23 protein-coding genes, 1 pseudogene and 1 riboswitch are annotated in these 24,222 nt (G+C 43.0%); of the genes and pseudogenes, 12 read left to right on the top strand and 12 right to left on the bottom strand.

Going from position 1 to position 24,222, the window contains the following annotated elements:
• Nucleotides 1-104 precede the first annotated feature (104 nt).
• Both AACQ21_RS00720 and AACQ21_RS00715 read left to right on the top strand, forming a co-directional pair.
• Complete coding sequence (locus AACQ21_RS00720; RefSeq protein WP_105977120.1) at nt 105-296, top strand: hypothetical protein; 192 nt, start codon at nt 105-107, stop codon at nt 294-296.
• Between the two features lie 269 nt (nt 297-565).
• The gene (locus AACQ21_RS00715) at nt 566-1,825 is read left to right on the top strand and encodes a tyrosine-type recombinase/integrase (protein WP_105977119.1); all 1,260 of its coding nucleotides are present in this window, start codon (nt 566-568) and stop codon (nt 1,823-1,825) included.
• A gap of 66 nt (nt 1,826-1,891) precedes the next feature.
• On the opposite strand, the gene AACQ21_RS00710 is transcribed toward AACQ21_RS00715, so the two are convergent.
• Nucleotides 1,892-2,773 (bottom strand): hypothetical protein, encoded by an 882-nt coding sequence (locus AACQ21_RS00710; protein ID WP_105977118.1) that lies wholly within the window; start codon nt 2,771-2,773, stop codon nt 1,892-1,894.
• A 746-nt stretch (nt 2,774-3,519) separates the two neighbouring features.
• Between AACQ21_RS00710 and AACQ21_RS00705 the strand changes: the two genes are divergently transcribed.
• Nucleotides 3,520-4,194 (top strand): inovirus Gp2 family protein, encoded by a 675-nt coding sequence (locus AACQ21_RS00705; RefSeq protein WP_105977117.1) that lies wholly within the window; start codon nt 3,520-3,522, stop codon nt 4,192-4,194.
• Nucleotides 4,195-4,248: 54 nt separating this feature from the next.
• Here the strand turns inward: AACQ21_RS00705 and AACQ21_RS00700 are convergent, their stop codons facing one another.
• Nucleotides 4,249-5,478, bottom strand: coding sequence for a hypothetical protein (locus AACQ21_RS00700; RefSeq protein ID WP_243422154.1), 1,230 nt, complete (start codon nt 5,476-5,478; stop codon nt 4,249-4,251).
• Between the two features lie 239 nt (nt 5,479-5,717).
• On the opposite strand from AACQ21_RS00700, the gene AACQ21_RS00695 reads away from it, so the two are divergent.
• From AACQ21_RS00695 to AACQ21_RS00680, 4 genes and pseudogenes are all read left to right on the top strand, one after another.
• The gene (locus AACQ21_RS00695; RefSeq protein WP_001211744.1) at nt 5,718-5,918 is read left to right on the top strand and encodes an AlpA family transcriptional regulator; all 201 of its coding nucleotides are present in this window, start codon (nt 5,718-5,720) and stop codon (nt 5,916-5,918) included.
• A gap of 741 nt (nt 5,919-6,659) precedes the next feature.
• Nucleotides 6,660-9,182, top strand: coding sequence for a T6SS effector antibacterial DNase (locus AACQ21_RS00690; RefSeq protein ID WP_105977116.1), 2,523 nt, complete (start codon nt 6,660-6,662; stop codon nt 9,180-9,182).
• Entirely contained in the window at nt 9,183-9,593 is a 411-nt protein-coding gene (locus AACQ21_RS00685) for a hypothetical protein (RefSeq protein WP_029827263.1), read from the top strand. It abuts the gene before it with no gap.
• A 125-nt stretch (nt 9,594-9,718) separates the two neighbouring features.
• A pseudogene (locus AACQ21_RS00680) lies at nt 9,719-9,913 on the top strand (RNase H family protein); the annotation flags it as partial.
• A 243-nt stretch (nt 9,914-10,156) separates the two neighbouring features.
• Here the strand turns inward: AACQ21_RS00680 and AACQ21_RS00675 are convergent.
• The 8 genes from AACQ21_RS00675 to radC form a co-directional block, all read right to left on the bottom strand.
• Nucleotides 10,157-11,212 (bottom strand): Abi family protein, encoded by a 1,056-nt coding sequence (locus tag AACQ21_RS00675; protein WP_105977115.1) that lies wholly within the window; start codon nt 11,210-11,212, stop codon nt 10,157-10,159.
• A 368-nt stretch (nt 11,213-11,580) separates the two neighbouring features.
• Nucleotides 11,581-11,805: a hypothetical protein gene (locus AACQ21_RS00670; RefSeq protein WP_095465731.1), complete on the bottom strand. Its 225-nt coding sequence runs from the start codon at nt 11,803-11,805 to the stop codon at nt 11,581-11,583.
• 47 nt (nt 11,806-11,852) lie between these two features.
• Nucleotides 11,853-12,221, bottom strand: coding sequence for a hypothetical protein (locus tag AACQ21_RS00665; protein WP_105977114.1), 369 nt, complete (start codon nt 12,219-12,221; stop codon nt 11,853-11,855).
• A 30-nt stretch (nt 12,222-12,251) separates the two neighbouring features.
• Nucleotides 12,252-12,986, bottom strand: coding sequence for a WYL domain-containing protein (locus AACQ21_RS00660; protein WP_105977113.1), 735 nt, complete (start codon nt 12,984-12,986; stop codon nt 12,252-12,254).
• 138 nt (nt 12,987-13,124) lie between these two features.
• Nucleotides 13,125-13,301: a hypothetical protein gene (locus tag AACQ21_RS00655; protein WP_105977112.1), complete on the bottom strand. Its 177-nt coding sequence runs from the start codon at nt 13,299-13,301 to the stop codon at nt 13,125-13,127.
• A 3-nt stretch (nt 13,302-13,304) separates the two neighbouring features.
• Complete coding sequence (locus AACQ21_RS00650) at nt 13,305-13,748, bottom strand: DUF2787 domain-containing protein (protein WP_105977111.1); 444 nt, start codon at nt 13,746-13,748, stop codon at nt 13,305-13,307.
• 51 nt (nt 13,749-13,799) lie between these two features.
• Nucleotides 13,800-14,237, bottom strand: coding sequence for a DUF2787 domain-containing protein (locus AACQ21_RS00645; RefSeq protein WP_181185560.1), 438 nt, complete (start codon nt 14,235-14,237; stop codon nt 13,800-13,802).
• Nucleotides 14,234-14,707, bottom strand: a complete 474-nt coding sequence (gene radC, locus AACQ21_RS00640) for a RadC family protein (RefSeq protein ID WP_105977109.1) — start codon at nt 14,705-14,707, stop codon at nt 14,234-14,236. The genes AACQ21_RS00645 and radC overlap by 4 nt, the downstream gene beginning before the upstream one ends.
• Nucleotides 14,708-14,942: 235 nt before the next feature.
• Here radC and AACQ21_RS00635 point away from each other — a divergent pair, with 235 nt between their 5' ends.
• Nucleotides 14,943-16,016 (top strand): AAA family ATPase, encoded by a 1,074-nt coding sequence (locus AACQ21_RS00635; protein ID WP_000389723.1) that lies wholly within the window; start codon nt 14,943-14,945, stop codon nt 16,014-16,016.
• A complete protein-coding gene (locus AACQ21_RS00630) occupies nt 16,016-18,211 on the top strand; it encodes a S8 family peptidase (RefSeq protein WP_105977108.1) in 2,196 nt (731 codons plus the stop codon). Before AACQ21_RS00635 ends, AACQ21_RS00630 begins: the two co-directional genes overlap by 1 nt.
• A 164-nt stretch (nt 18,212-18,375) precedes the next feature.
• On the opposite strand, the gene trmA is transcribed toward AACQ21_RS00630, so the two are convergent.
• The gene (trmA, locus tag AACQ21_RS00625; protein ID WP_105977107.1) at nt 18,376-19,485 is read right to left on the bottom strand and encodes a tRNA (uridine(54)-C5)-methyltransferase TrmA; all 1,110 of its coding nucleotides are present in this window, start codon (nt 19,483-19,485) and stop codon (nt 18,376-18,378) included.
• Between the two features lie 160 nt (nt 19,486-19,645).
• Nucleotides 19,646-19,841: riboswitch (cobalamin riboswitch) on the top strand.
• A gap of 47 nt (nt 19,842-19,888) precedes the next feature.
• On the opposite strand from trmA, the gene AACQ21_RS00620 reads away from it, so the two are divergent.
• Genes AACQ21_RS00620 through murI form a run of 3 tightly spaced genes read left to right on the top strand, consistent with a single transcriptional unit; the run spans nt 19,889 to nt 23,287 of the window.
• A complete protein-coding gene (locus tag AACQ21_RS00620) occupies nt 19,889-21,718 on the top strand; it encodes a TonB-dependent receptor domain-containing protein (protein ID WP_013855458.1) in 1,830 nt (609 codons plus the stop codon).
• 45 nt (nt 21,719-21,763) lie between these two features.
• The gene (locus AACQ21_RS00615) at nt 21,764-22,453 is read left to right on the top strand and encodes an ATPase (RefSeq protein ID WP_049785465.1); all 690 of its coding nucleotides are present in this window, start codon (nt 21,764-21,766) and stop codon (nt 22,451-22,453) included.
• A gap of 30 nt (nt 22,454-22,483) precedes the next feature.
• Nucleotides 22,484-23,287 (top strand): glutamate racemase, encoded by an 804-nt coding sequence (gene murI, locus AACQ21_RS00610; protein ID WP_026028593.1) that lies wholly within the window; start codon nt 22,484-22,486, stop codon nt 23,285-23,287.
• Here murI and AACQ21_RS00605 read toward each other — a convergent pair.
• Entirely contained in the window at nt 23,250-23,705 is a 456-nt protein-coding gene (locus tag AACQ21_RS00605) for an RNA recognition motif domain-containing protein (protein ID WP_017044858.1), read from the bottom strand. The two genes, murI and AACQ21_RS00605, sit on opposite strands and share 38 nt — an antisense overlap.
• Nucleotides 23,706-24,222 lie beyond the last annotated feature (517 nt).

Here is a 24,222-nt window from a genome sequence, read left to right as displayed (position 1 = left end):
AAACGTTCCCATGCATTTAGTTTGGCTCACCGATTATTTTGTTCTATTCATTGTGATGCGATGTAATTTCCTGCTTCAAAGTCAGACAAAATGACAGATAACCATTGATTGAATTAACCGGTGCGCAGGTTCTACTGATTGTAGAATTGGGTGAGTATGCAGAGATTCTGCATTGGGGGCAGAAGGTAAGCGGTGATCTCAACGGTTATCGTATGGGCTCTGCATCGCCCGCCCTGATTAAACCGTTAGTCAGAGCGAGCAGCATGATAGGTAATGTTGTCAGTATAAATGCGTGAAAGCCGATTAAATCGAAATTTAAATACCGATTAAAAGTCTTATTTAATTTTCTCCAGTATCACACCTGCTTCCATGTGGTGGGTAAATAGAACCTTTAGTCCGTCAAAGTCTACAGAGTTTTATATTTTAATTGTAAGGCAATGATTTATTAATATTTTTATGATCTCATTGTCCGTTAGAGTCCAAAGCCGTACAATAGAAACTCGATGTTTCCCGTACCCCACGCCGTACCCAGAGCCGTACCCAGAAATGCAGAGGTTTTTCAACGATGACGAAACGAATCAGTACCAATGCAACCTTGCAAGCATTAAAGCCACAGGATAAGGAATACTCGATCCCCGATAAGAAGGTCGAAGGATTGAACATTCGGGTTCGTCCAACAGGCACAATGACTTGGATCTTTCGTTTTCAAGTAGGGAAGAAACACGAAAAAATCTCTATGGGTCGATACATTAAGATCAAACCAGAGCGCGGGATGACATTGGATCAGGCGCGAAAGGAAGCTGGCCGTTATCGAAGTTGGTTGGAGAATGGTAAGAACCCAAAGGTTGAACTGGATATAGAGAAACGAGCTCAAGATGAAGCGAAGACCTTTGATGACGCTTTTATTAGCTTCGATGAGAAACGGCTATCAAAACAGCTACGGGGCGACCAATCGAGGACCATTTACAATCGAGATATAAAACCAGTTCTCGGTAACATCAAATTGGCAGATTTAAGCATATATGACCTCAATAGGGTCTTTGATGCTAAGGTTGATAAAGATGGTAAGCGTATGGCGGGGGCTATTGGAGTTTGCCATAAAATCATCAATCAAGTGATTAACCATGCTCTAGCGCTAAATATGCTCGATACTCATCCTGCTCCACAACTGAAAGCAAAAGACGTTGGTGGCGGCTCTAAAGTCACAAAACGTAATTTAAGCTTTTCAGAGTTAAAGATTCTGTTAACGAGTATGCCGTCATGGCGTACAGATCCCTCGAACATCCGTTTAATGCAGTTCTTACTTGGTTGTGGACAGCGTATTAGTGCCGTACTGGAAATGCGTTGGACTGAGTTAGACTTTGATGAGGGAATTTGGCTATTACCAGCCAGCTCAGAAGAGCGGCACACTAAAAGCCAAGACGCACGTAAAGTGCCTTTAAGTGGCTACTTGCTTGCGCTTCTAAAAGAGCAGCGTGACAGTGTGCCAAGTAAGTGGAAGCTGGTATGGCCGCAGCTAACGGTCGATAGAGTGCAAGAACCTGCGGCAGTACGGGCATTGATCAAACGTAATCTACCTACCGATTTTGAGCGCTTTTCACCTCATGACTTGCGCCGTACCTTTATCAGCCGTTGTAGTGAAATGGGGTTAGATATCGTAGCGATTGAAAAGACAGTCGGCCACCAGCTGCCAGGCATGCTCAGAGTCTATAACCATCATGATTATATCGATGAGCAGTTGAAGGTTTTGGAGGCATGGGGTAACAAGTTGCAATCGCTAATGGAAGTGAATGTCCACCCATTACCTTCAGCTAAGATGGCCTAATTTAGTCTTTGCTTTACGATCAGATTAATCGCTCTTTATGCATAGAGTAAGAGCGGTATTGCTTGATTAAGATTTAGCTGATGCGCGTCCGGTCTTTTCTCTAAACTGCTTTTGCTTCCACGCTTTCATCATTTTGTACATGAATTCAGCATGAGTTAGTCTCTTGTTGTGTTCGGTATTACCTTTTCGTTTTTTACTTCCAAAATTTGTACGGAAAATGAATAGGGTGTCTAAGTTGACAATGTTGATATTGTAACTTTGAGAGGTTGTCATAGGTGGTGGTAGGTGTGGCAGCCACTCCAATTGAGATGAAATATAGTTAGATATCCAATCATTTTGTTGTTTGTTTTTAGGGTCTATCCAAGAGTAATCAGGGCGAAGCTTTGATGCAATATACAACCACTTTTCTTTGAGAAAAAGCATTAGTTTTTCTTTTGATCGAGAGGTTGCATCCCATTGATCAAAGAAGTCATATATGAGTGCCAATGCTTCTGAACGATGTAAAGGCAGTGGGTTCAAGTTCAACTTTTGGTAGTAGTTTACTTGCTTGTCGTTAACATATTCGATGCAGTGAGTAAGTCTCGTCGAGAACCTAAAATCATACTTATTATCGTCTATCTTCAGAGATCGCGGAGTTGTTAACCTCAGCAAAGACCAAACGAAGTAGACGATTCTATCGTCATTTTTATCTATCCAATCAAACGACCGTTCAGGTAACAAACTTTCCAATGCTGCGCGATTCATCCGATTTATCAAGCCTTCAACATCGAGTTTACGGCGTAGTAACACCATGGATATTTTGAGCTGTAGTTCCTTTTTGTCTTGGCAGTCTCTCCCCAAAATATTGTTCATATTCTTAGCAAGATAAGCCCAGTAGAACTTCAAGTATCTTTCATTATTCGCCCTGAATAATCCATTTTCGATTAGTGAAGCCTCTCTTGATGCCATCTTAATGTTCCCAAACTTGCAATTTTAATGATGGTTAAGTGTATATAAATACCATGAATTTTAGTATCTAAAAAGTACAATTAACGTATTCAATTATTGAGTTTATCGTAGTAATAAAGTTCCTTAAAAATCTTGTTTTTTTGTTGAATGGTACTGTGTGCTCTATGTTTATTTGGTTTCATGCTTGGTATAAATAAGATAATAGTTTTTTGGAGTGCACAAGGGATTTTGCAAGGGGAGAACGTACCTATGAGACAGGTTGTGACGCGGTGATGATAGTGCAGCGATTTAGTTTATGAGGGGGGAATACATCTATTCACTCCCCGCTTTACAAAATTGAATTAGTTGGTTAGGTATCAGGAAACACCGTCGGGAAAATGTTTGACCATTGTCGTTGAAAACTATATCTATTTTTGTGTGACTACCTGTCGTTTGTTTTATGCTTAGTATCGCCACTGACATCTCACTTTTTTAGATACTTTATTTGTCATTTAACTTGTAAGTGACTTGGATTCGAGATAGATGCTCTTGCATCGATTTTTTACAGTTCAGTGCCTAGGTTTTGATTGTTATGTGGCACTTGTTTCTTCTGACGGGCAGGAATTGTCTACGGAGCGATTTTTTTGTTGTCTGTCTGGTTAGTATTATTAGTACTGCCATCCAATCCTACCCACTTACTCAACTCGCATAACTAAAAATAACGACACAGACCTATCTATGAACCTAAAAACAGGAGTAGATAGGAAATGAAAGTACGCTCTAGAAAAAACAAAAACCTGAAACTGACTACTAAGAAAACATTTAGAGGTCATCCTATTCAGACGGCTCATGGTGCGCTCTGTATTCAGTATCTAGATAAAATTTATGACACCATTGGGCAGGCTCTGGATGACTATCCCCGAACAATGGCATTACGAGTTGATTTGCGATTCCCCAAGTTTAGAAATGGACAAGAGAAACGTGGAGCAATCACTGATTTTGTCCGTTCTCTACAGTCACAGATCGAATATGACGGTCGAAGAAAGGAAAGGCATGGACAACGAGTTCATCCTTGTAAAGTGAGGTATGTATGGGTAAGGGAGCGTTGTTCTTCACTTAATGACCACTATCACCTAGTACTCATGTTCAACAAAGATCGTTTTAACTGGTTAGGAAAGGTGAGAAACCAACGAGAAAACTTACTCTCTATGGTCATAGATGCATGGGCAAAAGTCACAGGTGTTGACTACGATGAAGCTAATGGTTTGGTTTACGTATCTAAGGACCGTTCAGGGACTCCAGTAATTCATCGTCTAAATTCCAACTCACGGTCTTTTGAACAGCAGTTTGATAGCCTATTCGAACATGTAAGCTATCTAGCAAAAGAAAACACTAAGCACTTCGGTGATCATCAAAGAAACTTTGGCACCAGCCGTAAGTAAATGCGAGCTGGGGCTAATGAGTGCCTCTTTAAACGGAAGAGGCACTAGATAAAACTAACGGATAACCAGTCCTACAATGCTGGATAGTTGAGGCAACCAGGAATACATTATGTTGCCAATAACGCCTTCAAGCGGGCCTTTCAATAGAGATAAAAACTCAGAAGCTAGTTTTGGATTTTGTGAATGTAACTGTTTGAGTATACGTTCAAGTTCTTCTTTATGAACATCTGCTGCTCGTTCATCCAACTTTTTTGCAAAAGCTAGTAATTCAAGTTCCATAGATCCTTGAGCTCCGTATTTATCTATTAGATTTGATACTTGTTCTTGAGCGAGCCTGTGGGAGCTAATGCTATTAGAAAGCATTAATTTTAGAGAGGATACTTGATCTTCTAAGCTTACGATTCTTTGATCATAATTTGATTTTGTCAGAGCTAAAATATTTTGTTGATGTTTGACTTCCATAGCAGCCATATCAAGCTTGCTCTGAAGTGAAAGCAACTGGATTTGATCTGTCATGAATTGTGCTGGTTGCTTCGTACCATTAAGAACTTCTCCATATTCATTTAACAGAGCTTCGACTTTCTGCTCTGTTCCAAAGTTAGATTTGATTCTTAGGCGTACTTTATCACCGTCTTGTTCGATGGATACTTTACTGTTTGATTCAGAGCATTTTTGCTTCAGTATTTCACTAAAGTACGAAAGCAAGCTCATACCTGCTTGTATCTGATGTGGCTCAAAAGTGATAGTTCTTCTTATGACGGTATCTAGGTTGACTACTTCTAAATAGGATTCGTCATAGGAGCATCCAAGGATGAGGAAACTGTTGTCTTCAAAAATGTCTAAGTACTGTATACGCTGAATAGCGTAGTCGAAGCTCATTCGGAAGACGCTGTCATCGTCTATTGTTAGAGGCATAACTAAAATAGGAACAACCCCCAGTGAGGATGTCGATTTAGCCCTGTATGTAACCCAACTGTCTAAGTTTGTCGGCATAGACATACCCAAATCAACAGCGAGGTTTCCTTTCATTGCTGCCATTGATGTCATAGATGACTTCACAGAGGATGGGTTGAATTGCCTGAAACGGGCGTAACCACCCATCATTGTTCTGCACTTCCACCCAGAGTCATTAAGAGATGACAAAATGTTGTCTTTAAATTCTTTCGTTGATTCGACATAGCCTAGGTTTTGCAGAGCCATTTGTAACTCAGATAGTTCTTCCGCGCTTTCTGTTTGAACTCTTTCCCACGCATTTCCTACGTTAAATACCTTATTTATATACAATTTCAAATACTCCTCGAATCTCTCTTGACTATAAGCTGAAGGAAAGGTGACGCCACTACTTTGTCTGTTAGTTTAGAACCCAATACGTACTTATGACCAAGTTTAACGGTCATACCTACTTATAAATGTAGTTGTTAAGCGCACTCTCTCGAATGCTGGCGTGATTGCGTAAACGTCCTGCATTTTTTTACAGTGGCGGCTTATCACATGGGTATATACAGTTACAGGAGACAATTCCCATGAGATTTCTACGACTCAAAGAAGTGATGTCACTAACAGGACTAGGCCGTTCAACTATTTACAAGTTCATGGCAGATGAAACAGACTTTCCTAAAAGTGTACCACTCGGTGGACGAGCGGTGGCTTGGGTAGAAAGTGAAATCGAGGAATGGATGGAATCGCGTCTGAGCATGCGAGACAACCAAGAATCCTTTCAGTAACACAAACATCAAATCACATCATCAACGGGGCGCTGGCTAAGCAAAGTCATGCGCCCATTTTGCAATTAGAGAGAGATAAAAAATGAGCTATTCAATTTACGTAGACGGCGCTGCACCAAACAATCAACATGCCTGCTTGCGAGGTTTGTATTGCTGAATATTGCCCCTTTCAACGAGGCAATATTATCTTAACTATCTATTAGGCAGGATCTTTCAAATTTGGTTTATCAGCTATAACAAATGGCTTGAATTCAGTATGGGTAATTCGTGTTTTGTCTAACTTGTCTTTTGCCGTCCTTTGAGTGTTGTCTCTTAGGTACTTTCTGTTGTACTCGGACTTTGATTTACCTACTAGACCTAAGTGATAGTCCATTTCATGGTCTTGGCTAAAGTTTACGTACTCCCAATCGTTCATTAGAGCAACCTCTTTTTAGTATATGCAACATTGCTAATTTAGAGTGAAGGTTCTAGGAAGGAAGTTCAATATTGTCTTTGAGGTTTTGATAGGTAGGTCGATATTTGTACAGTTTGTGAGGGGTGTGTCCATCTCAAACTGTGACTTTTTATTTTGTTTGGTAAAAATCCGCAACGAGCTTTATTTGCTTAATGATTAAGTCATTATCAATAGGTCTGGTTCCGGTGGGTGAAAATCACAATGTCTGCAATTGGTAGACCGAACTTATGGTTATAAATCCTGCAACTCCCACTGGTTAGGTAGAATACGTCCATTGAAAGTAGCGGATGGATTTAACTGTGGGTTATCGAGTGGTACGGTTAACCGAACTGATGGCATATGAGTTTGGTCAGGTTGAAGGTGATATTGGAAGGCTGGACGAAAGAGCGTTAGGTTCAGCACTCCCTCAGGGGATGAGCTATTCCAGTTTTATGGACAAGCTGAAAAGTGGTGAGTTAGCACTATTGACGGATTCCCCTTCGAAGCCTGTGATGCTCCGAGATGGCATGAGCAAATCATGGAGCTTGTCGGCGGAAGGGCAAGAGGTATTATCGCCAGAAGCGAAAAGTGCCTACCTGTCCAGAACGAGAATGTCAGGCGGTGCGGCTGGCAGTGCTACGCCCACTCAAAGCTCCGCTGGCTATGCGCCTAACATTGAAGAGACCTATGTTCCTGAGCCCGTGAAACCCGATACCTCAGATGCACCACCAAAACTGCAATACGAATATTGCTTTGAAGTGGCTTGCTCGGATGAGACGTTTAGAAAAAGCGTGGGGTATGCGTTTGAACTGGTGAAAACCAAACAAGAAGCCCCGATTGGCCGCTGGCAGACGGAAGCAACCGAGCACGGTACAAAATATACCGCTCATGCCGCCTTTGATGAACCGAAAAAATTGGTCGCCAAAGTGGCTTCCAATGCTTTGGGAATTAGTGTCCCCGACAATGTGCAGGTAAAGCCTATAGGCTCTGGTGTAGTGCGAGAGGCCTTTATCCCAGTTGTCCCTTCAGTGCAGCTTGGTGAGCGTTTGGGGCTACCAACAGAAGGTTACTACTACCATTTCTACAATGGCCGTTTAGTTCAAGAGTACAAGCTACTTGGAAATGGCAAGTGGGCCTTCTATGCGACACGTTCCACTCACGAGCAGCTCAATGATGAGCAAGGCTACAACATCTATCAAAGTGCCATTCTGGTTTACTGGAAGCTCGAAGGTAAAGACGTTGAAAACCAACATCTGATTTATCTTGAACAGCAAATTGCCCGAGAAGAGCTCGACAACCTCAATGATGACTGGTTGGCCCAACATGGTATTAAGCTCGATATCAACGAATTGCTTGCTGCACCCAAACAATCTGTTGCAAAAAGACAAACCACTCAACCCTCAGACACAGAGAAAGCAGAGAGCAAACCAGAAACGCATACTGTTGGGACGGACTCTAAGACCAACCAACGAGAATTATGGGGAGCCATTGCAGAGCAATATGGCTTGTCGGCGAAACAATTACTGGATTTGAATCCGCAGTACAACGCTGATCCGATGTCATTGAAAGTCGGGGATACGCTGACCGTTAAGGCCGTCGAAGAAAAACAGCGCACTCCAGAAAAAGCGACCGATTTACCTCCGCTTTCCCCTTGCACCTATAGCTGCTTGGCGAACACGCATTATGATTACTCTGACTCGCTTATCTCAGGAACCCAGTTTAAGGCGATAAACAGCGATAGTCTGTTCGAGAAAGAATTGCCCGTTACGAACTTAACCACCATCACCACAGGTTCTAAAGCAACTGATTATGGTAAAACGGCACTCCTTGCGATCCCCGCAAATGGCGCAGCAACAAACCTTGGCATTCTGAGCTCCAGTACGACAAATACGATAGGCACATGGTCGATTTCAGGAGAAGCGTTAGCAGGCTTTGCGCGAATGGGGGGCTTTCTAGTGGCCGCCTTATGGCCGTCTCAGCTTGGGGATGGCACCTTAGACGGAAATTCAGATTTTGCGGCTAATGATACTACGACTATGCGTGTACGTTTCAATATGTACACGGATGAAAATGGTAAACAGCAAGTGGTCGGCATCAAAACGGGAGAGGGTAGTGTCTATGGTGAGCGAGTTGCGAAGCGTGAAGCTGTGCGACAAGGGCAGCACTTTGTTGCTGAGCTAGATAATGGGATTACCATTACATGGACACCGGATGGCTCAACGGATGTACTAACACCTGATACTGTATTGCCCGAAAATGATCAGCTCGATGTTCACAATATCTGGGTTCGTCCTATCGAAGAGCATGAACAAGAGATAGGTACAGCGCTCTATCCCGAGGAAGAGCTTGCTGAGTATATTGTGACTTTCCCTGCGGATTCTGGCGTGTCCCCCTTGTACTTAGTATTTAATAAGCGTAGTGCTGGAATTACTAAGGTAAAACCACTGGAAGTAGGCACTTATGGCGACTTAGCGCCAAGAAGCAAAAAGGATGGAATGGATATAGATCATATTCCATCTCAGGCGGCATTGTTAAGGGCTGCGGAAGAAATGCTTGGACGTCCTTTAACTGCTGATGAAAAGAAAGAAATTATTAACTCAGGGGCTGGAGTAGCGATCCCGAGAGAGATTCATCAAAAGTGTAGTGAAACATATGGTGGAAGAAATAAACTTGAAAAGCAGCAAGTTGATTCAGGTGATCTAGAAGCGGCAGTAAATTCGAATTTTGATGCGATTAAGACATGTTTAAAAGAAAATGGCTACACTGATGGGCAACTTGAGGACGCTAGAGAAGAGCTCCACCGCTTAAATAAAGCAAACGGATGGTATTAGATGAACTATTTAGATTTTATAGGCTGCACTTATCAAGACCTTGTGAAAAACCCTAAGTTTGCAGCGTTAATAACAGGTAATGTGCCATCGACGATGGATGGCTACACTGAAGAATTTTACATTCGAACTTTTGATAATGGGCTGGAGTTTCAATTTGACGCAAACAGCAGCGTTCTAAAATTGATTGTTGCCACGAATCCTAATTTCTTTATGGACGACTTAAAGAATATCTCATCCAAGGAACTAGTTCATCAGATGATGGGGAAGCCTGTTGAGTCGATGTTAGAGAAAAAAGTACCAGTACTTGGTGTTGTCGGTGCTTGGGACAAGTACAAGTCTGTGAATGGTCATACTATTCAAGTCTTATATGAAGTTGGTTCTACCAAGGTCAAGAGTGTTTTTTATCGATAACATATACCTTCAAACTGGTGTATAGAAGCAAATAACAATGGGGAGCGTGATGCTCCCCATTGTTATTTTTATCGCTGCTGGTGAAGTTACTTTTCTTTGCTGGCTTCACTGCCTTCAGACTTTGTGATAGTTGGAAGAAGAAAAACTGGCGTAGAGCGGATTAAAGCCCGATTTTAAATAGCCGCTTGTGGTAGACAGTCGATGCTCTTCTCTCTGAAAGGTACGTCGAAGTCAAAAAGGTTAGAGCGCATTTTGGTGTCAGAGGGAATGAGATAGCGGACTCACTAGCCGTTGATGCCGCTAGAAGTGATATCGATTGATGTAATAATGCGGTTTGTAAGCTCAATCTAACAAGCCGCTATTGCCTATTATTTGCGTTTTTTATAAATAACATATATCTGAAGGACAGTACGTTATATGGTGGAATAAATATCCATATTTTTAATAAGTTACACGTGAAGTAACATCCGTACTATGGTGTGCTCAACCATTGACATTGCAGTACGGTCACTATTTGAAGCTGAATCAGCGAATGCTATAGTAATCCAGCTTCATCATTTGTCCTACGCTGGCTTTACTCGATGGGCTTTCGGTCTGGGCTGCCCTGGCTTGGGTATGAAAGACACTTTTGCACCTTCTGTTAATGGCCAAGCTCTTTTCCTGTTTTGTAAATTTTTACTTGTATAGAAGGTAGTGCCTGATCTCTGACAACGAATGAACGCTTTATTCGCATCAGCACTCACGACTTCACCTATTCGGCGCGTATCGATCTCGTGACGTCCTTTCCAGTCTTCAAGGTCTGGGACTGTAGTGATACCTGTTGTTAACATTTTACTGCGCCACAGCGTGTGTTGAGAGCATGCTATACCCATAAGTTTGTCGTTTTCGATAACTGAAAGCATTCTTAGACAATTTGGATTAATCCAGCCGATAATGGACAGTACTAAATCATAATGCTCAATCACCTTGTTGATAGCGTCATCCGAATCAAATAAGTCAGCCGATTTCCAGATCGGTTCATGATGAGCTATGCGATTGCGCAGTAAGTTGACATCTAAGAGTTTCTGATGAATCGAATTGATTGATAGTGAATTACCATTCGTGTCTTTCGCGTTAGGAAAAACTTTACTTGTTAGGGTGGGCCACAATGGAATAATTGGTCCAGATTGAGAATGACCTATACGGTGGTTTTCATCTGTCATGTGAACCCAAAAACCAAACGTGAGTTTCGCGATTAAATTATCCGGAGTGATGTTTTTGCCTTCACGTGTTAAATGATTTTTTGCCACTTGTAGCTGCTTAAATGCTGTGCGGTTATTTTGTCTTGTATATGCGCTATCAAACCACAGAAGATCAATTGCAGCCTTTTCTCTTGCCCAGTCCTCTTGGGGATGCTGCGCTTCAATTTTCTTTTCCTCATGCTCGATATACGTTGAATAGATAGCATTTCGTAAGGATACTTCGAGGACTTGAAGCACGGGATAAAATAGTCCAGAGAGCTGTTTGTTCCATACATATAAGCCCAAACTTTGTTCCACTGTGCCACTAGAAAGGTGAGGAGCTTGGTAAGTTGAAAGTCGTTGAGTTGAAAGTGATTTCACAATGGAGTCGATTGGCATGCTTGAGTCCTTTTTATGATGATGATGGAGTATAGCCTGCATTTTTTGTGTACCGCAAACTTGACGCTTTCGATGGTTGAGATACACTGCTTTGAGTTTAGCTTGCTATTAAATTATTAAAAAAAGCATTGACCATGAAGGCAAGTTAACTATAATAACTGACATGACGGTTACGTCACTTGATTGAAAGCGCGGAATGGTGTGAAGCCAGTTGGTCATTGACCCCGTTAGCGAACTTTTTCGAAGGGCCACTTTTTAGTGGCCTTTTTCGATCTTGTCTTTTTATTTTTGGTCTGAGATCAAACACTCTAGTTTTTTATAAAAAAGGGGAGCGATATCGCTCCCCTTTTTCGTTTTTTTACCTTTGCTTAAGCTTTGATGGCTTCACAGCCTTCAGGAACGGTGATGCTCGCTACGTCCTTACCTTCCTGTTGTGCAGCTTTCACATCCATTTTGTATTGAGTGCATTTGCCAATACTGACGTTGACTGCACCCGAATCCGCGGATGGATTACCGCCCAGTGTTCCACCAGCAAAGGCGGAAGAGGCAGAGAAAACTAACGCTGTAGTGATAAGTAGAGATGACTTTTTCATGGTTGATCCTTACGAGTTGGTTGAGTTTGTTATTGAGGAATTAAGAGTTAGAAGGTGTAAACAAAGGTGCCAGCGCTGGAAGTGACTTCGATTTCTTTCACGCTGTCCACAGTGCAGTTGTTGCTGTATCCGGTGTAGGTCTGGCCGAACTTCAATGAAACGTTTCTTGATAGCTCTGAGGTGGTGCCTGCGGGTAATCGGCAGTTGCCTCGGTTAATCACCACATTGCTGATTACGGTGTTGTCGGTGATGGCTTGTAGGTCAAAAACCAATGTTCCCCAGTGAGGGTTAGCAGATATCGACACTTCAATATCTGCTGTTGCTGCTTGAGTCTCTTCTTGGTCGCCACAAGCGGTGAGTCCGATAAACAGGATGGTCATAGCGGCGTATCGGAGTAGGGTGTTGGCTAATGTCATAACGGTGCTCTCCTTATCGGTGAGTGAAATTCAGGATGTACTGACTCCATCGTGTTCACGCATGAACCGCTCAAGATTGAAATCAGTCGGATAGGTAAAAGAAAACGTCGATACACTGGCCTCATCAATCAAGGGCAAGGCTAGGGTGCGTATCGTGTGTTGACCGGATAATCGAAAGAGCAGCAAGAGCGCGTCACACTGAACCGAGAGTCCCAGTGGCTCAATGAGCGCCTTCTCTTGCTGCAATACTTGGCTAGATATCTTGAGCATACGGTTGTGCAGTAACGCCGTGTGTACCGCATTCAACACTTGCCGTTGCTCGTCACTCCACTCGCGAATCGTGGGCAATGCCACATGTACTTTGGCTAACCATGCTTGCTCTTTTGAATGTGCTGAACCCTTGTGTGGCAAGGGTTTGTCTCTCTCCGAGGAGGACCCTTGCCCATAATTCAGTGCATCAGGAACCAGCGGTAGTAAGTACTTGTTGGTCAGTTGCCAATAGAGCATTTCCTGCTTGTTGAGCTTCAGTAACTGCTCTGAGGTTTTGCGATAAACATGGGGCATGCTCATCGAATCACACTCCACGTTAAACACTTCCACAATGATGTCATCGAGGTAGCGTTTAATGCTGCGCGTGGTGCGGTGGATATCGAGTAGGGCTAACTGCTGCTGCAACTCCCTAACGGTGATCCATCGATGTTGAGGAATAAGCATCAGCGTGTGCAGCAAAGCGGATAACCCTTCAATGCTGGTTTTATTGCTCATGACTACGCTCTCAATACATCAAAGCTCCACACCGGAGTCGGACATTTAATGTCGGGAGAATAGAGGTGGGTCAGACACATAATGTCCAACGGTGAAAACAGCATCAATCGGCATCACCAAAGCGTGAGCCGATTAACATTAACGAGGCTTATGCTTATCACTGAGCTCTGCAATCGCTGCCAATAACCCAATCAACAGCACCACCAGAAACCCTAAACTGGATAGGGCTCCGATGGCACCGAAGAGCGGGGAAAGTGAAAACAGCGAGATGAGGGCAGTGACAAGTTTGATGGTTTGTAGAAGAAGGGAAGTCATGAGTTATTGCGGGGTGACGGCTATCTCGTTGTAGGCGTCCGTATCGACATAGGCAAGAAAGTTATTCTCCCATAGCCGATACAGCTCTTTGGCATCACGGCTACCTTGTATTGGTAGCCAGCCACGATAGGCCACAAAGAACTGTCCAACCCGAAAATCAAAATCCAAGTTGCGCTCTAGCTCTGGGTAGTAGTTGCCCATGTAAGCAAAGTCAGTGATGTACTCAATACTCCATTCTCCTGTCGAGGTTTGGCAAATCGCCATCTCAACCGGATGAAAACCGCCTTCATCCGCGCTGTAACTTTTATCGCGAAAATTAAACACCAGATAACGGCTGGTGGTCAGTGCTTCATTACTCAGCAAATGAGCGGTGAACTGTTCACTTAACAGCTTATGTAGTTTCTTGGACACAGGTAGTGATGATGCTGTGAAGGTTAATTTGGACATAGTGAGTCCTCCTTGTTTCAGGATTCAAATAAGAAATGAGAGAGTGAGAATTTAGTGGAACGTACCGACCATCGTCAGTTGCACGTCATCAAAGACGTTTCTGGATAGATGGCGAGCAAAGGCTTTCATCCATACCGAGAGCAGCTCTTGTACCTCAGGGTAGGATAAATCCGTGCTTCCTACATCGGGTTGATAGCACCAGTGATTATCAAGGTGAAAGTACAACTCAGGCTCAACGGTTGTGCTGTTGTCATCGGGATAAGAGAAGCTGGCAAAGAACACCACCAACCAAGGACTAGAGGCTGACTCACGTTTAAGTTGCACCTCAATGGGATGCAAACCTTGTCGATGTCGGTAGTAACTCAGTTGGCGGCAGTTCAGCACGAGTCGTTCAGCGTTCTCTGGGAGAGTGTATCGATTCAAAAGGGCTTCCAGTGACGTATGTAAAGCGTCATCAATAGAAAGCTCACCGTAATGTTGCTCAATCATAACCACCCCCTTTCAGCAAACGAGGTGCAGGTATCGCCTGTCACGATATGGTCAAGTACGCGAACGTCCACCAGCGCTAAAGCGTCCTTGAGTCTTTCGGTTATGCGTCTATCGGCTTGAGACGGCGTTGAGTCACCGGATGGATGGTTATGGGCAAATATCACCGCGGCGGCATTCACTTCTAACACCGTTTTCACCACTTCACGTGGGTAGACGCTGGCCGCATCCACCGTTCCTTGAAACAGCTCTTTAAACTCAATCAGTCGGTTTTGGTTATCCAGCAGCAATAAGGCAAACACTTCACGCTCATGGCTGCCTAGCTTACAGCGCACATACTCTTTGGTGGCATCAGGGTTCGTGAGGGCGTCACCACGCACGTAGCGTGTCGCCAGTATCTCAGCGGCATGCTCTAGGATTTCATTTTCCTGATAGCGTTGCTGTTTTTGGTAATCGGAAGTTTTGGGATTCATTTCAGGCTCCTGTCGGAATCAATGATGGGATTTCACATTGATGACATATGCCTGAAGATTTTTAGGTTAAAGGTGTTGCTTTAGTTTAGCGGTACTGTCTTTGTTTTTGGTTTACCATTTTGTATTTTTAAGTGGTAAATATTTATATTTATAGTGGTAATCTTTGGGTTTTTTGTGGTAAGATTTACTCATGAACTTACCATTATGCTGTTGTTATTTTTAGTGAGCTATTACGATGGAAGATAAAGTTATTCTGAGTTTGGTAGATGCAGCCTTGAAAGGTGATAAGTCTATCGGACAAATGGCAGTTAGAAAGTTAGCCTCGAAGATAAGGGTGAGCAATGCTTCACTTTATGAGCAATTGACAAAAAGGTTGGAATCTGACGCTCTTCGAAGTAGAGATTTAAGGAGGCAACCACTGCCTGTAGACTCTGATAGTCGACAAAGTCTTATTAGGGTCGAGGAACCTGCAATGTGGTTGAGAGCCCCTATATACTCAGAGGATACCCGCGAACTATTCGAGCAAGTGCTATTAGAAAGAAAATATGAAGATGCGTTGCTTTCTGAGGGACTACAGCCAACCAAATCGATGATTTTTCAAGGTCCTCCAGGTGTGGGTAAAACGATGTCTGCTAGGTGGCTAGCCAACAAGTTAGAACTACCTCTGTTAGTTTTGGATTTAGCTACAGTGATGAGTAGCTTTTTAGGAAAAACAGGCAGCAATGTTCGAGCTGTATTAGAGCACGCAATGTCTTTCCCATGTGTCTTGTTGTTAGATGAGTTCGACGCGATAGCTAAGCGAAGAGATGATGATAGAGAACTTGGTGAATTAAAAAGACTTGTAACGGTTTTACTTCAAACTATTGATGAATGGCCGTCATCATCCCTTTTGATTGCAGCTACGAACCATGGAGAGTTGTTAGATCCTGCAATCTGGAGACGCTTTGATATGGAGATTACGTTTTCTATGCCATCTCGGAGCATGATCAACGACTATCTTCGGGAGTATTGGCCAGATATACCGCATGGAAAGAGTGAAGATATAGATAAGTTTGATGGAATGTCATTTAGCGATATTGATAGAGAACTTACTCAGGAGAAAAGAGCTAGTGTTATTTCTGCTATCTCTTTACGAGCCTTAGCTGGACAGGAAAGCGTTAACTATTACGAAGAACTGAATTTTGATGAGAAAAAAGCGATGGTGGTTAAGCTTCATGAACAGGGGCTTTCTCAGCGAGCTATCTCAGCCAAATTGGGTATAAGTCGACCTACTGTAAAACGGTCGATTGAAGATTCGCTGAAGAGGTAATGGATACTATGAAGAACTTTATTATTGGCTATGGTGAAACGTTAACCAGCAAAGTGACAGTTAAGTCAGGTGGTGGCGACAAAAAGCACCCATATTCGTTTGCTGAAGCTCGAGAAAGACTGGTACGGGATCTATCTATTATTCTTGAGGACATAGACTCCAAGCCTTTGGTTCAATGCCCAAATGGTGAGGTGGTAGTAAAGTTCATTCAACATCCATCATATTTAGCTAAATCATACTATCCTACGAGCTTGTTTAATAAGTACGATATTAAAGATGTGGGCTCCAAATCTATGCGAATAAAGCCTAGAAAATGGGCTGTGATAAAGCATCCAGAAAAAGGCTTAACTTCATGCATTTTTGTTTCTGGTACTCGAAGTAAATTTGAGGCAATGCTGAATAGCATCAAAAATGATGTGTTACCGGACAATACTAAAGAACTTATCCAGTCCCTTGAGGACGTGAGTTCAATAAGATCCGATGAAAAGATCAAATACATTGACCCCGAACAAGACGAGTTGAAATTAGAAGTTGTTTTACATGCTTCAGAGGATGACGGATATATACGTAGTTCTTTTGAGCAATACTCGAACCTGCTTGGGGGAGCTGTTGACTGGACTCGTTCTAAAACCGTTGGTGGTTTAACATTTTTGCCTGTAACGATTAAAAATGGTTCTGAAGATGAGCTTGCCGAATTTTCTCATCTTCGAGCTCTCAGAAGTATGCCTAAGTTGCGTTTCAACCGTCCTGAAGCAACAAGAATGGCTATTAAAGATACGTTCTCCTTACCAGAATTTAAAGAGCTTAATAATGATTTTAAAGTCTGTATTTTCGATGGGGGAATTGGAACAGAACATGTTCTAGGACAATGGGTAACGGAACATATTCCATCAGATGTAACAGTCGGTCATCCCAGCCTATTGGCTCATGGAAGTGAAGTTTGCTCTACATACCTATTTGGACCTTATGACGGTAATAATAGTCAGATGGATGCCCCATACACAAATGTTGATATTGTTCGTGTCTTATCTGCAGATGATACAGATCCTGATTTGTTTGATGTACTAACAAGGATAGAGAGTGTATTAAAAACAAAGGAATATAAGTATGTTAACCTTAGTTTGGGACCTCGATTAGCCATTGATGATGATGACGTACATGTTTGGACTTCTGTAATAGATAAACTGCTACAAGACGGACATTGTTTCGCAACTGTTGCTATCGGAAATGATGGTGATTTGGAGGGCGAATACGCAAGAATTCAACCTCCAAGCGATATGGTTAATTGTTTTGCTGTTGGTGCGTCAAATTCACAGGGCTTAGACTGGAAGCGAGCATCTTATAGTTGCATTGGACCAGGTCGAAGCCCTGGAGTTGTAAAGCCTGATGGAGTTATATTCGGTGGCTCGGATGATGAGCTATTTAAAGTCTATTCTCCGCTAACACACTCAATTGTGGGAACCTTGGGTACTAGCTATGCAGCTCCCTATGCTTTAAGAGTTGCCGCAGGTATAGATTCTATTACTGAGTTTGCTTTGACTCCTTCAACAGTAAAAGCTCTGATGATTCATCAAGCAGATAGAGATGGAAAAGAGCAAAATGAAGTTGGATGGGGAGCTCTTCCTCGAACTCCTGAAGAGGTTGTCGAATGCTTAGATGATGAGGCGATCGTAGTGTACCAAGGCGAATTGAAAAAATCTCAGCATCTGAGGGTTCCAATCCCATTGCCTGAGGGGATCGATTGTACATGGGTTCATCTAAAGGCTACTTTTTGTTTCAATGCTATAACTGATCCGGAGCATCCGTTGCACTATACGAGAAGTGGTCTTGATATTGTTTTTCGCGGTCATGAAGAAAAAGTTACAGGCACAGCTACACATGCAGATACGAAATCGTTTTTCTCTGTTGGTAACCTATATGAAACTGAAGAAGAACTACGAGAGGATGCGCACAAGTGGGAAACATGTATCTCTAGGACGCAACGGTTTAAACGCTCCACATTGTTAAAACCTGTATTTGATGTCAAGTATCATGCTCGTGAGAAGGGAGGGGATGTCCAAAAAGAATTGGAGCCTCTTAAATATTCATTGATTGTTTCTATTCGAGCTGAAGGTGATCCTAATACTTATAACTTGGTTCTTCAGCAAAACCAGACTTTGCAGTCAGTTAAGGTTACTAACCGAATTAGGCTATAGAGTTTTGAAACAATCACCAACGCTAAAAGCGGTGGTTTAGGGATGACAATAAAAAAGAGGTGCGATGTTGCACCTCTTTTTTATTCGGTTATCGGCAGGATGCCATCCGTACCCCATGCCGTACCCAGCCCGATTTTTTCTAAAATAATAAATCTTTAAATCCCTTATTTTATGCGCTCTAGCAGTACGCCTGCTTCCATGTGGTGGGTGTAAGGGAATTGGTCGAATAGAGCGAAACGAGTCACTTTGTGTGTTTCACATAGAGTATCTAAATTCTCTTTTAAGGTTTCTGGGTTGCAGGAGATATACACAATCCGCTCGTAGCCTTGCACCATTTTGCAGGTATCGATATCCATCCCCGAGCGCGGTGGGTCAACAAAAATGGTGTTGCAACGATAGCTTTTGAGATCAACTCCAGCCTGTTGCAAACGGCGAAACTCACGTTGACCTTCCATCGCTTGAGTAAATTCTTCGGCAGACATGCGGATGATTTGCACATTGTCTATTTTATTCGCCGCAATGTTGTATTGCGCGGAATCAACAGAAGGTTTGGCTAATTCGGTTGCGAGCACTCGCTCGAAATTTTTCGCCAATGCCAGTGAAAAGTTACCATTCCCACAGTAGAGCTCTAATAAATCGCCTTGGCTCTCTTGCGTACAGTCAACGGCCCATTCCAACATTTTTTGTGCGACAGTACCATTTGGTTGAGTAAAGCTGTTTTCCACTTGCTGATAAATGTAACTTTGACCATGTACGTTCAGCTTCTCAATCACAAAATCTCGATCGAGCACGACTTTCATTTTACGTGCACGGCCAATCAAATTGAGGTTGAATCCCTCATCATTGAGACGCTGTTTTAATGCTTTTGCTTGGGTTATCCATTCTTCATCGAGTTGGCGATGATAAAGCAGAGAAACCAATACTTCACCACTAAGAGTGGAGAGAAAATCCACTTGGAAAAGTTTACGGCGCAGTGAGTCGCTGCCTTTAAGTGCATCGACCAAAAGTGGCATCAAATCATTAATTAAACGACTGGCTGCAGGAAACTGGTCAACGCGGTATTTTTCACGCGTTTCTTGGTTGAACATGATGTAATAAAGCTCATCACCTTCGTGCCAAACTCGAAATTCTGCACGCATACGGTAATGCTGCTCTGGTGATTCAAACACTTCCAACTGAGGCATGTTGTATTGTGCGAACATTTGGGTCAGACGCTCGGTCTTTTCCGCCAACTGTTGCTGGTAGTGTTGTGGGTTTACATCAAGAGTCGCCATGGTATTACCTTTGCTTGGGTATGGTGCATTCAAATAATAAAGAGCGCAGATTTTATTCAATCCCTCGCGCTTGTCCAGTTTTGTCCTGAATTAGTCATTAATTGCGAGCTAACAAAAATAGCTGACACCAATCAGTACTAGACAAATTATCAATAGAGCCATAGTATCGCCCTCAGCTGGTGCTATCTAGCGGTATAGATGGCCGAAAAGGGAATCTGGTGTGAATCCAGAACTGACGCGCAGCGGTAAGAGAGAACGAACACCCAATATGACACTGCAGAAAAATGCTGTGGGAAGTCGGGTTAGTAGGTCAAGAGCTCTCAAGTCCGAATACCTGCCAGCAGCCAAATCTATACCACCGTTTGGTTGATTTGGTAGGACTTACGCGAATTAGGATCACAATATGAATAAATCCCTTTTAGCGGCGGCTGTAGCATCGCTGCTTCCGTATGCCTCATTTTCTTCTTATGCTCAAAACACTGAAGAGTCGCTCGTGGTGACGGCTAACCGTTTCGAGCAAATCGAATCCTCAGTTCTTTCTTCAGTAACCGTTGTGTCACGTGAAGAGATCGAACAGTATCAAGCCAACTCATTAACCGAAGTATTACGCCGAGTCCCCGGCGTGGAAATCGCCCAAAATGGTGGGCGAGGACACAATGCGTCTATTTTTATGCGCGGAACTAACAGTGATCATGTGTTGGTATTGGTGGATGGTATTCGTATCAATTCATCTGCAGGTGGTGTGGCGATTAACCGTTTTCCGATTGGTTTAGTGGAACGCCTAGAGGTTATTCGTGGTCCGAGTGCGTCAGTTTATGGTTCTGATGCGATTGGCGGTGTGATCAATATTATCACTCGCTCTCACCGAGGCGATGATGCTAAACAACTAGCGCTGGGCATTGGCAGCCTTGCGTCTAAAAAAGCCGATATAGTGGCTAAAGCGGATGTGAACGAACAAGGGCATATCCAAGTAGCGGCAGGTTTTGAACAAACCGATGGCTATGATATTAAAAAGACGGGAAACGGTACCCAATATGGTTTTGATAGCCAAAACCTGATAGCTGGTTATGAGCATCAATTAAGTAAGCATTGGCTTGGCTATGTTTCTGCAAGCTGGTTTGACAGTGATGCTCAATATGACTCTTATGGTTCGGTTAAACAGGGTTACTCACAAAATGAAAGCGTTACTGGCCAACTGAATTATCACAATGAACAGTTAAAAAGCTTGGTCAGTTTGAACTACCAGCAAACTGAGAACTTAGATTATTCACTGGCGGAAGGTCGGGCAAATGCCAGCACTAAGGCCAATATCAGTCTTACGCAGCTGCAGTGGGCCAATCTCTACCAACTGACATCAACATCGGAAATCGGTGCAGGTATTGATGCTCGCCGTGAACGCCTTGCCGATGACGCGAAAAATCGTGGCAGTGCTCATAAATTAGCGGGTGAAAGCCGAGATACCAAAGGTGCGTTCGCTTCTGGTCGGTTATATGTCAATCGCTGGGTGTTGGAATCCAATATTCGCTATGACGAATACGATCAGTATGACAATTATACAACTTGGTCTGTGGCGGCTGGGTATCAACTTAACGAAGCTCATTTTGTGCGCGCTACTTACGGTACTGCTTTTAAGGCACCAACGTATTCAGATTTAAGCACTACTCCAGACTTACAACCGGAAGAGTCAAAAAATGTAGAGCTCGGCATCTCGGGTGTCTATTCGTTTGCAAGATGGAATCTGTCTGCTTATGACAACAAAGTGGATAACCTCATCATTTGGTATAAACCAGCCTCTTCTTCAGATGACTGGTATTCAGACAACACTGATGCTCGGATTAAAGGCTTAGAGTTTGATGTGAACTTTGATACTGGGCCTGTTAACCATACGGTTGTGGCTGAGTTTAAAGATCACAAAGATGATAACGATGTCCAACTGGCACGTCGTGCAAAGCAAAATTATAAATGGATCAGCTCAATGAATCTCGGTAAGTTTGAGTTTAACGCTACCTATACTTACACAGGCAAACGGCTTGATCTTCCAACAGCATCGCCCATGAGTGACGACTACATTTCCGCAACCAACTTATGGGATATGTCGGTTGGCTACTGGATGAATGATGATCTGATTGTTCGCAGTCGAATCGATAACGTATTTAACGAGCAGTATGAAACGGCGATTGGTTACAAAGCGCCAGAGCGAGCTTATTACCTCAACGTTGCTTATCAATTCTAATTTTTGAAACCGCCAGTGGGCGGTTTTTACTTTGCGAGTGTGATGATGAAAAAGAACGTTATTGTCAGTTGGTCTAGTGGAAAAGATTCAACCCTCACTTTAGAGCGATTACTGGAAGATAGCCGTTATTGTGTGGTGGGCATTTTTACCACTTATGTTGAAGATGAAGTGCCCTTTCAAGCCACCCCTTTGTATGTAATTGAGCTACAAGCACGACTTTTAAAATTACCCGTTGTCAAAATAGAGCTGCCTGCCGTATTTCCAAGTAACGAGCTTTATCAATCGACCATCATCAGCGCATTAAAACAAAGTGGATTAGAGATAGACGCCGTTGCTTTTGGCGATATGTTCTGTAACGGTATTGCGCAGTATCGCAAAAGCTATATTGAACCGGCTGGCTGGGAGTGTGTGTTGCCCTTGTTAGGCGAAGATAGTAGCGCTCTTGCGCGAGAGATCATAAATCGCGGCATCCAAACCATGGTGATGACGACAGATGGTCACAGCCTCACGCCAGACTATTGTGGACAACCTTATGGACGAGCGTTTATTGATTCTTTACCAGCAAAGGTTGACCCGTGTGGCGAAAATGGCGAGTTTCATACACTGGTCACCGACGCGCCCTGTTTTTTGGGTGGAACACTGGAGTTAGAGTTGACGCATCTCCAACTGGGGGAACGTTTTTGTCACCAAAGATACCGAGCAAGAGCATTGCCAATTGATAAAGAGCGAGTATGATCGGAACGTTTTCATTATAAGGTGCTCAGAGTGTCGCAACCGTCTCAGCTTAATGTGCTTATCTTTGACTCTGGTGTTGGTGGGTTATCGGTTTATCAAGAGGTCCAAGCCAAACTACCACAATTAAACTACATCTACCTGTTTGACAATGAAGCTTATCCTTATGGAGAGCTCAATCAAGAGGTGTTAATTAAGCGTGTGGTTAGGTTGGTAAGCGATGTCGTTGTGAAAGAGCGCATTGATTTGGTCGTTATTGCTTGTAATACCGCAAGCACCATCGTCTTACCCAAGCTGCGTTCTTGTCTTGCTGTACCAGTTGTGGGGGTTGTCCCTGCGATTAAACCGGCATCGTCACTGGCAAATAAAGCCGTGGGACTCATTGCTACCCCAGCGACTATCACTCGTCAATACACTCACGATTTGATTCGAGATTTCTCATCTGACAAGAATGTTGAATTGCTAGGGTCAACACGCTTAGTAGATATGGCAGAAGAAAAATTGAGGGGCAAAGCTGTCGATCTTGCAGAATTAAAAGAGATTCTTAGCCCTTTGGTGAACCGTATTGATGTGGCGGTCCTTGGCTGTACACACTTCCCATTAATAAAAGAAGAGATCCAAGCCGTATTAGGGAAGAGTGTCGTGCTAGTTGATTCCGGAGAAGCTATTGCTCGTCGTGTGCAAGAGCTATTGGGCGTGAAAAGCGAGCCACAATGCAAAATCAAACAACACAAGATATTATCAAGCGCACCTCCTTGGGAAGAAAGCGCGCTCAATAGCCGATTAGCTCACTTAGGTTTTACTCCTGTTCAAACATATCGTCATCAGGATGTTTAGGATCATTCGCCACACGTACTTTTAATGTACGCTGCATATAGTCTTTCTCATTCAAAGCTGAAATAGCACCATCTACATTTGCAGAAGCCATCACAACAAAGCCAAATCCACGCCTTTTGCCCGTTCGCTTATCTTTCATCAAACGTACGGCAAAGACCTCTCCATATTTGGCAAAAAGTTCACGAACATGAGCTTCATTCGCTTTGTATGGCAAGTTACCGACATACAGTGTTTTCGTTGAGAGTTTTGACTCCTCATCATCGGTTAGCGTTTTGCTGCCAAAAAATTTAAAAACAAGAGCGGAAGAGACAACACCAAGAACAAAAGTAATTGCGGGAGAAAGCGCGACCAGAGAAAAAAGGATTGCGCCTATTATTGCAAGAGATGCAACCAGTAAAATCGATTTATTAGAGTTCATATTGGAATACTACATATCAAGTAAAAGAAGAAGGATGTCTAGGATTAACAAAATAGACACATCAATCTTACGTTTATGCTTGGTGTTTTTCCAACCAATTGCTGTGATAACCTTCAAATGTTGAAGTTTTATTCAATAAAACGCGACATTGGTGGCTTTTTGAGCGAATGAAAGGTGATTTTAAAAAAGAACTTGTCACATTGTAAAACCTCCCTATAATGCCGCCTCACTGACACGGAGTGAGGCAAGCCTCACAAACGAGTTACTAGTTGAAAGAGAAAGATAGTTAAAAATAACTCTTGACTCTTAAAAGCTAAAGCGTATTATTCGCACCCCTAGCGACACGGACTTAACGGTCTTGTTCGACAGGAACGCTCTTTAACAATATAAACCTATCAATCTGTGTGGGCACTCGTTGATGATAATCAAAAAAGATTTATCAATGAACTGAGTGACCAATCAGAATCAAGTTTACTTGATTTTGGCACAGTCAATTCATTGTTGTTCTGTTGGAACA

The organism is Vibrio sp. V01_P9A10T6, from assembly GCF_963877065.1.
In the GTDB taxonomy this organism is placed as follows: Bacteria; Pseudomonadota; Gammaproteobacteria; order Enterobacterales; family Vibrionaceae; genus Vibrio; species Vibrio anguillarum.
The sequence above is the reverse complement of the archived record's forward strand: the minus strand, read 5'-3'. Positions and strand labels throughout refer to the sequence as shown.

Bases quoted from the DNA above. Each gene is read 5' to 3' on its own strand.
- AACQ21_RS00715 (WP_105977119.1), top strand. From the start codon at position 566: ATGACGAAACGAATCAGTACCAATGCAACCTTGCAAGCATTAAAGCCA.
- AACQ21_RS00710 (WP_105977118.1), bottom strand. From the start codon at position 2,773: ATGGCATCAAGAGAGGCTTCACTAATCGAAAATGGATTATTCAGGGCG.
- AACQ21_RS00705 (WP_105977117.1), top strand. From the start codon at position 3,520: ATGAAAGTACGCTCTAGAAAAAACAAAAACCTGAAACTGACTACTAAG.
- AACQ21_RS00695 (WP_001211744.1), top strand. From the start codon at position 5,718: ATGAGATTTCTACGACTCAAAGAAGTGATGTCACTAACAGGACTAGGC.
- AACQ21_RS00690 (WP_105977116.1), top strand. From the start codon at position 6,660: ATGGATTTAACTGTGGGTTATCGAGTGGTACGGTTAACCGAACTGATG.
- AACQ21_RS00685 (WP_029827263.1), top strand. From the start codon at position 9,183: ATGAACTATTTAGATTTTATAGGCTGCACTTATCAAGACCTTGTGAAA.
- AACQ21_RS00675 (WP_105977115.1), bottom strand. From the start codon at position 11,212: ATGCCAATCGACTCCATTGTGAAATCACTTTCAACTCAACGACTTTCA.
- AACQ21_RS00670 (WP_095465731.1), bottom strand. From the start codon at position 11,805: ATGAAAAAGTCATCTCTACTTATCACTACAGCGTTAGTTTTCTCTGCC.
- AACQ21_RS00665 (WP_105977114.1), bottom strand. From the start codon at position 12,221: ATGACATTAGCCAACACCCTACTCCGATACGCCGCTATGACCATCCTG.
- AACQ21_RS00660 (WP_105977113.1), bottom strand. From the start codon at position 12,986: ATGAGCAATAAAACCAGCATTGAAGGGTTATCCGCTTTGCTGCACACG.
- AACQ21_RS00655 (WP_105977112.1), bottom strand. From the start codon at position 13,301: ATGACTTCCCTTCTTCTACAAACCATCAAACTTGTCACTGCCCTCATC.
- AACQ21_RS00650 (WP_105977111.1), bottom strand. From the start codon at position 13,748: ATGTCCAAATTAACCTTCACAGCATCATCACTACCTGTGTCCAAGAAA.
- AACQ21_RS00645 (WP_181185560.1), bottom strand. From the start codon at position 14,237: ATGATTGAGCAACATTACGGTGAGCTTTCTATTGATGACGCTTTACAT.
- radC (WP_105977109.1), bottom strand. From the start codon at position 14,707: ATGAATCCCAAAACTTCCGATTACCAAAAACAGCAACGCTATCAGGAA.
- AACQ21_RS00635 (WP_000389723.1), top strand. From the start codon at position 14,943: ATGGAAGATAAAGTTATTCTGAGTTTGGTAGATGCAGCCTTGAAAGGT.
- AACQ21_RS00630 (WP_105977108.1), top strand. From the start codon at position 16,016: ATGGATACTATGAAGAACTTTATTATTGGCTATGGTGAAACGTTAACC.
- trmA (WP_105977107.1), bottom strand. From the start codon at position 19,485: ATGGCGACTCTTGATGTAAACCCACAACACTACCAGCAACAGTTGGCG.
- AACQ21_RS00620 (WP_013855458.1), top strand. From the start codon at position 19,889: ATGAATAAATCCCTTTTAGCGGCGGCTGTAGCATCGCTGCTTCCGTAT.
- AACQ21_RS00615 (WP_049785465.1), top strand. From the start codon at position 21,764: ATGAAAAAGAACGTTATTGTCAGTTGGTCTAGTGGAAAAGATTCAACC.
- AACQ21_RS00605 (WP_017044858.1), bottom strand. From the start codon at position 23,705: ATGAACTCTAATAAATCGATTTTACTGGTTGCATCTCTTGCAATAATA.